Source organism: Gemmata obscuriglobus (genome assembly GCF_008065095.1).
Classification (GTDB): domain Bacteria; phylum Planctomycetota; class Planctomycetia; order Gemmatales; family Gemmataceae; genus Gemmata; species Gemmata obscuriglobus.
On sequence record NZ_CP042911.1, the window covers coordinates 1133121 to 1148111 of the forward strand.

7 protein-coding genes and 1 pseudogene are annotated in these 14991 nt (G+C 69.5%); 6 read left to right on the plus strand and 2 right to left on the minus strand.

Annotation, left to right across the window (positions count from 1 at the left end; translation table 11 throughout):
- Window positions 1-126: 126 nt before the first annotated feature.
- From GobsT_RS04605 to GobsT_RS04615, 3 genes are all read left to right on the plus strand, one after another.
- Window positions 127-1431 (plus strand): IS4 family transposase, encoded by a 1305-nt coding sequence (locus GobsT_RS04605; RefSeq protein ID WP_109571277.1) that lies wholly within the window; start codon window positions 127-129, stop codon window positions 1429-1431.
- 326 nt (window positions 1432-1757) lie between these two features.
- Window positions 1758-6638, plus strand: coding sequence for an autotransporter-associated beta strand repeat-containing protein (locus GobsT_RS04610; protein ID WP_010045879.1), 4881 nt, complete (start codon window positions 1758-1760; stop codon window positions 6636-6638).
- A gap of 432 nt (window positions 6639-7070) precedes the next feature.
- On the plus strand, window positions 7071-7595 hold the full coding sequence (locus GobsT_RS04615) for a hypothetical protein (RefSeq protein WP_010050057.1): 525 nt from the start codon (window positions 7071-7073) through the stop codon (window positions 7593-7595).
- A gap of 420 nt (window positions 7596-8015) precedes the next feature.
- Here GobsT_RS04615 and GobsT_RS04620 read toward each other — a convergent pair whose 3' ends face one another.
- Window positions 8016-8402, minus strand: a complete 387-nt coding sequence (locus GobsT_RS04620) for a hypothetical protein (protein WP_010050054.1) — start codon at window positions 8400-8402, stop codon at window positions 8016-8018.
- Between the two features lie 369 nt (window positions 8403-8771).
- On the opposite strand from GobsT_RS04620, the pseudogene GobsT_RS40930 reads away from it, so the two are divergent.
- The 3 genes and pseudogenes from GobsT_RS40930 to GobsT_RS04630 all read left to right on the plus strand — a co-directional run.
- A pseudogene (locus GobsT_RS40930) lies at window positions 8772-9608 on the plus strand (WD40 repeat domain-containing protein); the annotation flags it as partial.
- Between the two features lie 168 nt (window positions 9609-9776).
- Window positions 9777-12671, plus strand: a complete 2895-nt coding sequence (locus GobsT_RS04625) for a metallophosphoesterase (protein ID WP_232068331.1) — start codon at window positions 9777-9779, stop codon at window positions 12669-12671.
- A gap of 736 nt (window positions 12672-13407) precedes the next feature.
- Window positions 13408-13863, plus strand: coding sequence for an outer membrane protein assembly factor BamB family protein (locus tag GobsT_RS04630; RefSeq protein ID WP_417936321.1), 456 nt, complete (start codon window positions 13408-13410; stop codon window positions 13861-13863).
- Window positions 13864-13916: 53 nt separating this feature from the next.
- Here GobsT_RS04630 and GobsT_RS04635 read toward each other — a convergent pair whose 3' ends face one another.
- The gene (locus tag GobsT_RS04635; protein ID WP_010050571.1) at window positions 13917-14804 is read right to left on the minus strand and encodes a sulfurtransferase; all 888 of its coding nucleotides are present in this window, start codon (window positions 14802-14804) and stop codon (window positions 13917-13919) included.
- Window positions 14805-14991: the final 187 nt, after the last annotated feature.

A 14991-nucleotide genomic window follows, 5' to 3' on the forward strand; every position in this document is an offset into this window, starting at 1 on the left:
AATTGACATTGTATCGCGGGCACGGTTTTTCGGCACGAGGCCGGCGGTTTGATACGATCGGTTGGCGGGTGCGGCTCGGTGGGTGTGGCCGTACCGTGGTTGGTTCCCGAACGGCGCTGAGATCCGATGAGTACCACACAACCGGCCCGGTCGGCGTCGGAATGGGGCGTGTTCCAACAGTTGCTGGCTCGGGACGTGATCGATGCGCTGGCCCCGCCACCGGCCCGAGCGGTGTACACCCCGTGGGTGGTGCTGTGGCTGCTGGTGTACCAGCGGCTCCACGGGAACGGCTCGCTGGGTGATGCGGTGAGCCACTTCCTCACCCAGTTCCCGAGCGCCGCCGAACAGCCGTCGGGGGCCACCGGGGGGTACCGCCACGCTCGCACTCGGCTCCCCAATGCGGTGGTCGCCACCGCCGGGCGCCGGGTGTTCGACACCCTGGTGGCCGCATACCCCCCGTCGTGGCGCGGGCGCCGGGTGTTCATGATGGACGGCACCACCCTGCGGTTGGCCCCGACCGACGCGCTGCGGGGCGCGTTCACCCCGGCGTCTAACCAGCACGGCCGGTCCCATTGGCCGGTGATGCATCTGGTGGTGGCCCACGAGTTGGCCAGCGGGTTGGCCGCGCCCCCGCAGCACGGAGCCATGTACGGGCCGGGGGCGGTGGGCGCGGTGCAACTGGGGCTTCGGTTGATGCCCGATCTGCCACCCGGTTCGGTGATCCTTGGGGACCGCAACTTCGGGGTGTTCGGGTTGGCCCACGGGGCGGTGGCGGGTGGACACGACGCGGTGCTGCGGCTCACCCAGAGCCGATTCCAGGCGCTGGTGAAGAAGGCTCAACCCGCCGGGGACGGGCGGTGGGCGCTCACGTGGCACCCGAGCGTGGCGGATCGCAAGGGGAATCCGGACCTGCGTGCCGACGCGGTGCTCACCGGCTGGTTGCACGAGGTGCCGATCGGGGGCGACCAGCCGCTGTGGTTGTTCGCCACGGTGGACGGCACCGGGGCCGAGTGGGGGGGGCTCTACCGGCGCCGGTTGGACGTAGAGACGGACATCCGGGATGTGAGGCGCACGCTCGCGCTGGACCAGACCCGCGGGCGCACGGTGCCGATGGTGGAGAAGGAGTTGGGAGCGGCGCTGCTGGCGTACAACCTGGCCACCCAGGTGCGCCGGGTGGCGGCGGCCGCGCGTGGGGTGGAACCGCGACGAGTCAGTTTCGCCGGGGTGTGGAGCTTGGTACGGGCGATGGTCCCGATGCTCCGACCGGAACCCGCGGACGGGCACTGGGAGACCTGGTTCGAGCGGCTCGTTAAGGCCGCCGGGCAGCGGCTGGTGCCCGCCCGCGAGCCCGGACGTCAGTACCCATGCGAACTCATACCCAAAAGGCGGGGATACCCCGAACGGAAACGACCAAATAAGCAGGCGAGTTAGATATTAAGTGCCATTGGGCGTCTCGCCCGCGCTCCGGCCGGGCGACCGCACACGGTAACGCACCCGCGGAGCATGGCGCCCCCCCTCCCCTCCCGCCGGCGCGACTTTGCGCCGGGCGCAATTCTCCTGCACCGGTGCGAAGTTGGCGGCGCGGGCGCGGGTGCTGCGACGATTTCCGCACCGTCCGCCCGCTCGCCCGTTCGAAAATGAAATAGCGTGCGAAGAACGGGAAGCGCGCCCGGCCCCGCCTGTGAGCCCGTAACCGCAAATTTCCCGGCGGGCGCGGCGCCCGGACCGGGCTCGGATCGCCCCGGAGGGTCACGCCGATGCCGTTCCGCCCCACGGTCGAGCGACTCGAGGACCGGACCGTCCCCGCACTGGTCGCGCAGCGCGGCGACTTCCTCATGATCGGCAACACGCTGGCCCAGGACGCCGGCCCGGGCGTGGTCGCGCCGGTCGTCGGCACGGTCGGGGCGACCGGCACCAACACGAACGACACCGCCCCCGACGTGTACTGGCGCGCCGACGACCCCACCGCCGGCGCCGCCGCCGCGAACACGTCGATCACCGTCGCGCAGGCCCGCACCACCGCCGTCCTCACCGTGCCCGCCGGCGCCACGGTCACGCACGCGTTCCTGTACTGGGCCGGCACCGGCACGGCGGACGCCACCGCCGCCCTCGAGCGGCCCGGCGTGTTCACCCAGGGCGTCACCGCCTCCGCCACGTACACCGCGGCGCTCAACGGCCTGGCCTACATGGGCGTGGCCGACGTGACGGCCCTGGTGCAGCAGTACGGCAGCGGCGCGTACCGGGTCAGCGATGTGAGCGCGCTGTCCCTCACCAACGTGAACAACTCGTCGCTGTTCGCCGGCTGGTCGCTGGTCGTCGTCTACGCCCGCAGCAGCGACCCGTTCCGCACCTTTTTCATTTCCGACCAGCTCAACCAGGTGCTCAACGGCGGGTCCACCACGGTCGCGCTCAACGGGTTCACGGTGTCCAGCCCGGGGGGCCGCCTGGGGGTCATCGCGTTCGACGGCGACGACTCGCTGAGCGGGGACGGGCTGTCGGTGAACGGCGTCGCGCTGTCCAACGCCAACAACCCCGCGAACAACGTCTTCAACAGCACCCGGACGAACGACGGGGCCGTGTCGAGCGACCCGGGCGACCTGCCCCGGCTGACCGGCGGGCCGCGCAGCATGAGCGGCGTCGACATCGACACGTTCGACCTGGCCGGGGCGCTGGCGAGCGGGCAGACGCAGGCCACCGCCGAGGCCACCACGACCAACGACTCGTACCTCGTCGGCCCGCTGATCCTGGCGATCAACAGCTTCGCCCCGGAGTTCGGCCCGTCCACCCTCACCGCCACCGACCTCAACGGCGGGGCGCTGCTGCCCGGCGACGTGGTGAGCTACACCGTCTCCGTGCAGAACCAGGGGGACGACGCCTCGTTGGGGTCCGCGCTGGCGGCGGCGCTGCCGGCCGATGTCACCTACGTGCCCGGGTCGCTCCAGATCCTCTCCGGGGCGAACGCCGGCCCCCAGACCGACGCCGCGGGCGACGACCCCGGCACCTACGACCCGGTCGCCCGGACCGTGTCCGTGAACCTCGGCGTCGGGGCCGGCGCGGGCGGCGGGGGGCGGCTCGGGATCGCGGAGACCACCACCGTCACGTTCCAGGTGGTCGTGAACGCGGGCGCCACGCAGGTGGTGATGCCGGTGACCGTGACCGGGGCGGGCGAGACCGGCACCACGCCCGTCTCCACCACGCTGACCAGCACCCTGGCCGTCAGCCAAAACGCCACGCCGGCCCTGACCGACCTGGACGGCGACACGGTCCCGTGGGCCGGGGTCGGGAGCACCGTGCGCCCGGACGCCGGGACCGCCCTGACGGCCGCCGACGCGGACCTGGAGGCGCTCAACGGGGGCCTCGGGGACTGGGCCGGCGCCGCGCTCACCGTCCGGCGGTCGGGCACCGCCGTGCTCACCGACGTGTTCGGGTTCGACCCGGCCGGCGCGCTGTTCGCCGTGAACGGCAACGCGCTCGAAGCGGGCGGGCAGGCGTTCGCCACGTTCACCGCCGCCGCGGGCGTGCTCACGGTCGCCTTCACCAGTTCCGGCACCGCGGCCACCACCGCCCTGGTGCGGGACGTGCTGCGCCGCGTCACCTACCGGAACGACACGCCCGCCGGTGATGCCCCTCTGGTGTACGACCTGAGCGACGGCATCGTCTCGGCGGTGGCGACGGTCACGATCACGTCCGACGAGATCTACGTGAACGACGCCGGCGACGCCGCGGACGCCGACCGCAACACGGTCACGCTGCGCGAGGCCGCGGCCGTCGCGGCGGCCCAGCCGGGCGCGCAAACGGTCCGGTTCGTGTCCGCCGCCTTCGCCGCGCCGCAGACGGTCACGCTCGGCTCGGCCCTCGCGCTCGACGCGGGCCTGACGCTCGACGCCGGCAACGCGGCCGGCGTCACGGTCACCGGCGCGGCGGTGCAACTGGGCGGCGCGCTCACCTACGTCGCGGGCGCCGGCGACAGCGACACCCTCGCGAGCGCGATCACCGGCGCCGGAACGTTAGCCAAAACGGGCGCCGGGACGCTCACCCTCTCGGGCACCAACAGCTACACCGGTGGGACCACCGTCACCGGCGGCACCCTGAGCGTCACCGACGGCGCGAACCTGGGCACCGGACCGGTAACACTGGCCGGCGGCACCACCCTCGAAGTGACCGGGGCCGGTACCCTTGCGAACACCGTCACCGGCGCCGGCGCGCTCACGAAGACCGGCGCCGGGACGCTCACCCTCTCGGGCGCGAACAGCTACGGCGCCACCACCGTCACCGGCGGCACCCTGAGCATCACCGACGGCGCGAACCTGGGCACCGGGGCCGTATCACTGGCCGGCGGCACCACCCTCGAAGTGACCGGGGCTGGCACCCTCAGTAACGCCGTCACCGGCGCCGGCGCGCTGGTTAAGTCCGGGGCCGGAACGCTCACCCTCTCGGGCACCAACACCTACACCGGTGGGACCGCCGTCACCGGCGACACCCTGAGCATCACCGACGGCGCGAACCTGGGCACCGGAGCCGTATCACTGGCCGGCGGCACCACCCTCGAAGTGACCGGGGCCGGCACCCTCAGTAACGCCGTCACCGGCGCCGGAACGTTAGCCAAAACGGGCGCCGGAACGCTCACCCTCTCGGGCACCAACAGCTACGGCGCCACCACCGTCACCGCCGGCACCCTGAGCATCGCGGGGGATTCTAACCTCGGGGCCGGAACGGTGACACTGGGCGCCGGTGCAACCTTTGAGGTCACCGCGGCGGGCACGGTCGACAACGCCGTCACCCTGGCCGGCGCCGCAACGCTTCGCACCACCGCCGACGTGCTGCTGTCCGGTGTCGTCGGCGGCGCGTTCGCGCTGACCAAGTCCGGAACCGGAACGCTCACGCTGTCCGCCGCGAACACGCACAGCGGGGCGTTCACCGTCGGGGCCGGGGCGGTGTACGTGACCGGCACCCTCGCGAGTTCGGCCGTCACCGTGAGCGCGGGCGGGTTGCTCGGCGGGACCGGAACCGTGTCCGGGCCGGTGACCGCGGCCGGCACGGTGGCGGCCGGCGTGGCGGGCGCGGGCGTGCTCACGCTCTCCGGCGGGGTCACGTTCCCGGGCGGCGGCACGGCCGCGGTCGAGCTGAACGGCACCGCCCCCGGCACCGGGTACGATCAGGTGGGCAGCGGGCCGGTCGATCTGACGGGCGCGACACTTTCCGCCGTGCTCGGGTTCACCCCGGCCGGCGGGACGAGCTTCGTCGTCATCAACAACGCCAGCGGTTCGCCGGTCACCGGGACGTTCAGCGGGTTGCCCGAAGGGGCGACGGTCACGATCGGCGGGGTGCCGTTCGCCGTCAGCTACGCCGGCGGCGACGGGAACGACGTGACCCTCACGGCCGCGGCGGCCGCGGCGGCCCCGGCGGTGTCGATCGGGGACGTGACCGCGAGCGAAGGCGCGGACGGGCTCGCCGCGTTCGTGTTCACGGTGCGCCTGTCGGCGGCGAGCCTCGTGCCGGTCACGGTCACGTACACCACGGCCGCCGGCACCGCCGGGGCGGGCACCGACTTCGTACCGGTCACCGGCACCCTGGTCTTCGCGCCGGGCGTCACGGAACTGACGGTTTCGGTCGGCGTGGTCGGCGACCCGGTGCCGGAACCGGACGAGCGGTTCACAGTGGTGCTCACGGGGGTGACGAACGCGACCGTCGGCCGCGGCGCCGCCACCGGCACCATCGCCAACGACGACCCGCCGCGGATCGTGATCGGGGTCGGCACCAGCGGCGCGACGGCCGGCATCGTCCAGCCGGTGAACCCGCTCACGGGCGTGCTGGGCGACCCGGTCCGGCCGTATGAGGGGTACGCCGGGGACGTGCGGGTGTCGTCCGGGGACATGGACGGGGACGGGCTCGTCGACATGATCACCGGCGCCGGCCCGGGGCCGATGGGCGGGCACGTGAAGGTGATCGACGGGCGGACCGGCGCCGAGCGGTTCAGCTTCCTGGCGTTCGAGGGGTTCCGCGGCGGGGTGCAGGTGTCGTCGGGGGACATCGACGGGGACGGGCACGACGACATCATCGTGGCGGCGGACGCGGGCGCGGTCCCGCACGTGAAGGTGTTCAGCGGGCGCGACGGGTCGCTGCTGCGGAGCTTCCTGGCCTACGACGCCGGGTTCCGCGGCGGGGTGCGGGTGTCCGCGGCGGACATCGACGGGGACGGGCTCGACGACATCGTGACCATGAGCGGCGCGGGGTCGGCGCCGCACGTGCGGGCGTTCGGCGGGCGCGACGGGGGCGTCCTGATCAGCACGCTGGTGGCGGGCCGCCCGACCGGGGGGCTGTACGTCGCGGCCGGCGACCTCGACGGGGACGGGTACGCCGAGGTGGTGACCGGGTCCGGGGTCGGCGACCCGCCGGTCGTGAACGTGTACGGCGGCCGGGGCGGCGCGCTGGAGCGGAGCTTCCTGGCGTACCTGGCGGGGTTCGTGGGCGGGGTGCGGGTGGGGGTGGAAGAGATCGACGGGCGGGCGATGATCCTGACCGGCGCCGGCCCGGGCGCGGGGCCGCACCTGTGCGCGTTCGGGGCCGCCGGCGGCGACCCGCCGCTGAGCATGTTCGTCGGCCCCACCAGCGTCCATGGCGGGGTGTACGTGGGCTGAGGCTAAGAGTCGCAAGTCGGCAAGTCGCAAGTCGCAAGTCGCAAGTCGCCAAGTCGTGTCTGTTTCTTGTGGCACAGACATTCCTGTCTGTGCGACGCGAGAAGACCACACAGACGAAGACAAAAGCAACTCTGGCACCAACCACCCGCCGGCCGACGCCGGCGGTTCGACGAGCCTTGGCGCCTCCCCTCTTGCTGCGCGCCTCGCCGCCCGGCATACTTGACCGGCGTCGGCCCAACGGGGTGTCTCGTTACTCATACGTGAACCCGCAATGGGTGTCGCCTTTCTTGACGAGCCGCGACCGCCAGGGAGCGGTGCCACGTACCCCGCTCCCTGGCGGTCGCGGCTCGTCAAGAAAAGCGACACCACCACCGAGCACATGTATCAGAGCGGGCGCCGACAACCCGACCGCCGCACGAGGACATCGCTCACGTGAAGAAGCTACTACTTGGGCCGGCGGTGTTTTGCTTGTTGACGACCGGGTGCGGGGGATGCCTCGGGAAGCCGTCCGCCGGGAGCTATGACCTGGTCGTGGGCGCCCAGACAACGACACTGCCGGCCTACGACGACCCCGTGCTCATTCAGAACGACATCCTTTCCCATCTCAAACCGCTCTGGGACAACCTGCAATCCGGGGAATCGGTCACGTTCTACTGCACGCGAAACACACTCTTCCAGCTCGGGGCCAGCGGCAACGAGATCGAGAGCGAACGCCGTGGCGCCATCCCGGTGACCGTAACAACGCCTTCGTTCAGGTTCTTCAAGGACAGGCACGGCACGAACGGGCTGGAGCAAGCCGAGCCGGACCGGCCCCCCTCGCCGATGATATCGGGCGCCGACCTCAAGTGGACCGTCGTCGAGCAGTACCTTCGGGCCGGTGCGCTCAGCACCCAGAAGGTTCGTGAGCTGCTGCAAGGCGGTTGGGGCGATCCGGTGAACGCGCCCGGCGGCAAGTAGTTGTTCAACGCACTCACGTCGCGAACTCCGCGCAAGCCCGCGCGACCGGAGCCGTCGTTCCGTCCGCCCTTGAGCCGCGCCCCGGTGCAACGCCACCTCGGCCCGTCCACGGTGTGCGGTGCCATCAGATAGATGGGGGCCGTGCCAAGTACGCCGCGCGGCTGTAACGGGGGTTACACCGAATCCGGTGGCTCCAGGTGTGCGGCAGGCAACGGGCTGCCTCTGTGGAGCGCGGCCGTCCCGGCCGCCTGGCGACGCACACGAATACGGTACGCGCGCGTCTCCAGTTCCTCGGCGGAAAGCGGACGGGACGAGCTGTTGGCGCGCAGCCACTCGCCGGCGGCGATCAGGGACGCCAGCACGACCACCGGGGCAGCAACTTGCGGAAGATGACTCCCCTCAAAGCGTCTGGCGCGCCCATTACCCGGTGACCGCGGCTACGACCGCACCGGCGGCGCGGAGCGCGTCGGCGGCAGGCTTGCACACGGCCGCGAGGCTGTCGAGCCAGCGGGTCACGCGCCCCGGGCGCGCGGGGTCGGGGTCGGTCTTCTTCACCTCGTCCTGAATCTTTCCGACCGTGCCGGCGGCATCGGCGCGGTCCGGTTCGGCGAGCGTCGCCTGCTTGAGTTCCGCCAGGGCCTTCGTGACCGCGGCCGTGAGGTCGCCCGGCGACGTCTGCGCCGCCTGAGTCACGTGCGCGATGATCTGTTCCGCGGTGACGCTCGCGCCGCGGCCGATCGCGGACCCGACCACGGTCCCCGAAACGGTGAACGTGTCGCCGCCGGTGTTCTTGGGCTCGTCGGACATCGGAACGGCTCCTGAAGGTGAGTGCGGTGAAGAACCCCTCCCCAACCCCTCCTCCATGCTCGCCGGTCCTGTCAGCAGAGCTTCCCGCGGACCGGCGGAGAAGGGAGGGGCTTCAAGCCACTGCGCACCGATTCCGCATCGGAAGCGCGGTTGCTTTGCTCCCCCTCTCTTCTTAGGAGAGGGGGTTAGGGGGAGAGGTTCTTCGCCCCGCGGACCAGCCGACACGTCGTTACGATCGTACCCGCCGGCGCCCCCGCGCCCAAGGCTCACCGGTGTTAATTCTCACAGCGCGAGATCGCGCACCGGGCGCTTGCGTTCGCACCGCCGTTCGGCCAGCATGGGCGAATCATTCCTCTGAGGGTTCGCCCGATGGCCAAGAAGAAGAAGCCGAAAGCCGCTGCCAAGCCAAAACCGAAACCGAATTCCCTACCAAAGCTACCGGAGAGCGAGAACCCGGACGCCATCCCACCCGGGTTCACGCTTAGGCATACGCTCCGCGGGCACACGGGCTGGATTGCTCGGCTCGCGTGGTCGCCTAGTGGACAATTAATTGCAACACCGTCAGATGACACAACGGTATTTATATGGGATGCAGAAAAAGGAGAGCATTTACGAACGCTGAAAGGGCACACTTACGGCGCACGCGCGGTATCATGGTCGCCGAACGGGCGATTGCTGGCGTCATCCGGTATGAACCGACAAATAAAAATATGGAATTTTGTAACTGGTGAACACGTACGCACCCTAGAGGGGCACAGCGCCAACGTGAGCTCCCTGTCGTGGTCGCCGGATGGGCTGCTTTTGGCATCGGCTGGTTATGACAGCACGATAAGGGTGTGGAATGCCGAAACCAGCCAGCAAGTGCGCATCCTAGAAGGTCATGCCACGTCTGCTAACGCAACCTCATGGTCCCCAGACGGGCAGCTCCTTGTCTCAGCAGCAAGTGACGCGACGGTACGGGTGTGGGATGCGAAAACCGGTAAGCAAGTGTGCATCCTGAGAGGCCATACCGAGGATGTCTGCGCGGCGTCATGGTCCCCGAGCGGGCAGCTACTTGCCTCGGCGGCAGGTGACAAGACAATACGGGTGTGGGACGCAAGAACCGGTAAGCAAGTGTGCATCCTAGAAGGTCATACGAGAGGGGTCCGTGCCGTATCGTGGTCTCCGGACGGACGGCTCTTGGCCTCGAAATCCTCTGACGGAACGTTTCGGCTTTGGCGTAGCGACGCTTGGGTACAGGCCGTTGCTCTACCAGAGCCCGCAGCCACGTCTAAGCCCCCGAGCCTGGCATTTCATCCGTCGCGCCCTGTCCTGGCGACCTTAACTGACGACGACAAGTCGGTTCGGATCTGGGATCTGGACATCGACCTCATCTTGAGCCGAACCCCAGCCGCACCGCCCACTGCGTATAAGTCGGCGAAGGTGGTCGTCCTCGGCGACAGCAACGTCGGCAAGTCGTGGCTCGCGTCACAACTGTTCGAGAAGCGCCACCCTACGGAAGACGAGCGCGGGACCACGCACGGGATGCGCATCTGGAAGAAGCCAGCGGGAGAGTTCCACACCAGCGCCGCCGCGCCCATCGGCGAGGACCGGGAGGTATTCCTGTGGGACTTTGGCGGACAACCGGAATACCAACTCGTTCACCAGATGTTCCTGCACGACAGCGCCCTCGCGCTGATCCTTTTCGACCCGACCCGTAGCAATGCCGAGCGGGATAAGGCCAAGGCGTGGAACCTGCGGCTCGGCAAACAGATCGGCCACCGCACAGTCGTCAAATTCCTGGTCGGGGCGCAGGTCGATGACGATGCAAAGGCGAAGCTCATCGATCGGGCCGCGATCGATAAGCTTCGCTCCGATTGCGGGTTCAACGACTTCTACCCGACCAGCGGCATGACTGGTTACGGGGTCGAGGAGTTGCGTGCGGCGCTCGCCGGAGCCATCGACTGGTCGCTCGGTCAGACCACTCGGCCGGAGTTGTTCCAGCGCATCCGCGAAGAAATAGATGCTCGGCGAGCCGCGGGCGAGGTCGTCGTCACCCTGCGTGCGTTCAATGACGCGCTGCGCAAGAAGTTCCCCCACATCTTCGCGGAAGACGCGGCCCGTGCAGTCACCGACCAACTCGCCGGGCAGGGACTTCTCGCTAAAACGCAAACCCGCGACGGAGGCGAGGCGCTGATCCTGCGGGTGGATGTGGTCGAGAAGTACGCCGGCTCGCTCATCTTCCTCGCCCGCGACAACCCGCGTGGCGTCCCGGCACTCCCGGAGAGCGACCTCGGCGTGCGACAAAATACCCTTCCCTGGACGGGAAAAGACCGGCTCGCGTGGGAGCAGGAACGGATCGTTCTGGAGTGCGTGACCGAATTGATGATCCGCCACGGGGTGTGCTTCCGCCACCAGGGCGTACTGGTATTCCCAACCCTGTTTCCGGAGGCGCAAACAGAAGCCGATGCAGAACCGCTCGCGCACGCCGTACCGCTGTGGTACGATTTCACCGGCGCCATCGACAACGTGTTTGCGTCACTGGTCAGCGGCCTCATGGTGCTGCACACGTTCGGTACGGGTCGGCTTTTGCCTGGGCGCGCTGAGTTCGACGACCCGGATCACGGGCTATGTGGACTCCGCCGACTCGCCCGTCCGGGTGGACTCGCTCACCTCGAACTGTTCTTCGGTCCCAAGACCGCGCAGCCCCACCGGGATAAGTTCGTCGCCTATGTCGAAGCTCACCTCCGAGAGTACGGCGTGGAGGTCGCCGAATGTCAGGCCATCAAGTGCCCGGGGTGCGGCAAAGAGATCAACGAGGAGACCGTGCGCGAACGGATCGCCGACGGCAAGGAGGACGTGGTGTGTGGCCGATGTGAGCGCCGGACCCCAATTCAAGTAAGCTTGCTTGCCGGTGGAATCGCCGAGGTGCGCGAGCGCGACCCGCAGACCGACGTGAAGGTGCTCGCACTACGTCAAGAAATCAAAGAACAACTCGCGCTTGACGCGTTAATAGCCAAGGCGGTTATCGCGGCGGTAGACGGTGCCCCGCTTGACGCCCGGTCAATTCACATCCACATCGGCGACCGGTTTGATAACTCCGGCACCATCACCGGCTCGGCCGTCGGGCGCGAGGCACAAGTAACGGCCCAAGACATCGTTGCCGCGGGGAATACTGCTGCTCGCGTCGCGAAGGCCACCCCAGGGGCGGCAGGTGGTGACGTTAAACGCGTCCGCATTCTGCACCTGAGCGACCTGCACTTCACCAAAGGTACCGACTGGCGGCAGCACCTGGACCCGCTGCTCCACGACCTCAGCCACGCCGACCTGAAGTGCGACGTGGTTCACCACCTCGTTGTCAGTGGGGACTTCGTGGACAAGGGTGCCGGCGTGGCGTTCCACCCGGCGCGCGAGTTCGTGTCGGCGCTGCGCGAGCGGCTCGGGATCTCGATCGAGCGCGTGGTGCTGGTGCCCGGCAACCACGATGTGGTGGACGACGACGCGTTCTACGAGTGGCGTAGCAAAAAGGACGGGTTGAAGGAGGGAGAGTACACCCCGAAGGGGGACGGGTTTCTAACGCGCAACTCGAAGACCTGGCCGAAGCGGTTCAAGCCGTTCTCCGACCACCTGTACCACCCCCTGTTCCAGCAGCCGTACCCGCTCAAGCCGGACGACCAGGGGCAAGGGTTCCCGACGGGCCGCACCAACGTGCAGTTCCTCGCGTTCAACTCCGCGTGGGCCGTGGACCAGACGGACCGCAAGCGGAGCGGGCTGCACCCCGGGGCGCTGCTGAAGGGCATCGGCGCCGCGGACGGACACGAGAAGAATCTCCCCGGCCTGCGCCCCCCACTACGGGTGGCGGTGTGGCACCACGCGCTGATGCATCCGGACGGAATGAAGGACGAGTCGCCGGTGGAGCACCTGACGAACGCCGGAGTGCGGATCATATTGCACGGGGACGTTCACGAGGCGAACCCGGCGGCGAACCCGTTCCGCTGGCCCGGGCTGGTGGTGCTCGGGGCCGGGGCCTTCGGGGCTGAAGCGACGGCCCGCCCGGAATCGATCCCGGGTTTGTACCAGGTGATCGAGTTGTACACCGGCGACGGCCCGGGCGGGTACGAGTGGGCACGGGTCCACACCCGCGCCCGCGCGAAGGTCAACGGCCCCTGGGAGGGCTGGTACAACTGGCGTGACCCGGACGGTGGAAACCGGCGGGTGTCGCACTTCGACGTGGACCTGAAGACCGGCGCCCCGCGCCCGGCCGCCGCGCGCCCGGCGGCCCGAAGCTAAAGAGTGTTCCCGCGTGCCGCGATTGGACCCATCCGGTGAACGCGGGATGGGTCGGCTCGCACTCACGTCGCGAACTCCGCGCAAACCCCGCGCCGACCGGAGCCGTCGTTCCGTCCGCTCCTGAGCCGCGCCCCGGCGCAACGCCACCTCGGCCCGGCTACGGTGTGCGGTGCCATCAGATAGATAGGGGCCGGGTGCGCCGCGCGGCTGTAACGGGGGTTACACCGAATCCGGTGGAATCGTGCCTTTGCCGGAGCGCGGGCCTCTGGCCCGCTGGTACGCCCCAAAAGTGAGCCTCGGGTACACGCGCAGCCGAGCCGAACCGCGTAACAACAGCGGGCCAGAGGCCCGCGCTCCAGAAAAGGCCACAACGCACACGCGCTTCAACCGGGTCGGCTACCACACTCGCGGTACGAGTACAGCCGATGGGGGCACGACGAGACACCCGCTGGCACCGTCGCTGCCGATTCGCTGCCGATTCGCTCCCGATTCGCTACCCGTTCGCGGGCGTTGGAGTGGGTTCAGTTGTGCGGCTTTTGCCGTCGGCGGCGGTCAATGTCCGGACGGGGCCGCGACCCGGAAGCGAAGTTAGATCATTGCGGCGTGAATACTCTCGGACATTATCAGAGGGTGAGCCGCGTCATGACGCCTGTTACCCGACCGCCGCAACCGCCCCGCACCGGTGACGAAACGGGTGTGTGCACACGAGATATCGTCGTCCGGATTGCGAATAACCGTGCGGTCGCGCATTCCGTTGGAGTGCCGGGGCAGGCGAGAATGGACGCCGCGACCGGTTACGGACCGTTTACCTACTGCGAGGAGCGAGACCACCATGAAGGGCATCGAGCGGCTCGTGTTCGTCGGCCTGAACGGGTACGCGGTGGCGCTGGACCGCGAGACCGGCGAAATCGTCTGGTCCAACAACGAACTCAAGTCCGGGTACGTCACCCTGCTGCTGGACGGGGACCGGCTGATCGTGTCCACGAACGGGTACATCTTCTGCCTGGACCCGCTCACCGGCCGGGTCATCTGGAACAACCACATGAAGGGGTACGGCGGCGGGGCGCCGACGGCGCTCGTGTCGGTGCGCGGGCAGAGTTCGCAGGTGCTGACCCAGCAGGCGGCCGAGGCGACCGCGTGGCAAGCCGCCGCGTCGGCCAACCACACCACCAGTCACACCACGTCCAGTTGACGGCGGACGCGGGCGGGCCGCACCGGCGCGCGCGGTCCCGGCCCGGGGGCGCGTCACTTCTTCTTCGGGGCCGGCTTCACCACGGGCGTGTCGTCGGCGTTGCCCCACTCGGACCAGCTCTGGTAGTAGTTCCGCACGTCCGTCGCGCCCATCAGCTCCAGCCCGTAGGCCATGACCGACGCCCGGCCCCCGGACTGGCAGTGGGTGGCGGTCGGGCGGCTCAGCTTGATGCCGGCGGCGTCGAACAGCGTCTTCAACTCGTCCGCCGGTTTGAAGCGGTGCGAGTCCGCGTCGATCAGGTCGGACCACTCCAGTTGCTTCGCCCCGGGGACCGCGCCGGCCCGCTTGTTCTTCAGCGCGTCGAGGCCGCAGAACTCCCCCTCCGAGCGGGCGTCCACGATCTGGAGCGTGCCGCCCGGGAGGGACTTGAGCAGTTCGTCCTTCGTGGCCATCCGCTCCGGGGCGGCGACGGCCTTGAACGCGCTGGGCTTGACCACGGGTTCCGCCTTCTCTGTGGGGTGCTTCCCCTTCTCCCACCCGAGCCAGCCGCCGTTGAGGAGGCGCACGTCCTTCACGCCCCAGTAGCGGAGGACCCACCAGACGCGGGCCGCGTCCTTGGCCCGGCTGTCGTCGTACACGACCACGCGGCTGTCGGCGGTCAGGCCCAGGCCCGCGACCCGCTTCGACCACCCCGCCGCGTCCCGGCCGTCGCCGAAGCCCTTGGCCCACTCGGCGTGGTCCACCCACCGGGCGCCCGGCACGTGCCCGGCGTCGTACTTGGCCCGCGGCCGGGCGTCGAGGACGACGAGCCCTTTGGGCGCTCCGGGGCCGGCGAGGGCGGCCGGTTCGACCAGCAGGTCCGGCCGCGGGTAGTCCCCGGCCCGGCCCATTCCGGCCGCGGCGAGCGCCGCGACCGCGGCGAGTGTAACGAACCTTGTCACGGGTGTTCCTCCTGATAGAGCGGGCGCGTGCGGCCCGCCCGGCAGCGTTCCGACGGTTCCGTTGTAGCCGCCCCCGCGCCCCCGACGCCACCCCGAACCGGCCACGGGACCACCACGAACGGGACGGCACCGCCCGCCGGCCCGGTGCCCGACTCCCGAAACGCCCCGAGCTTGCACCGCCGGGCGA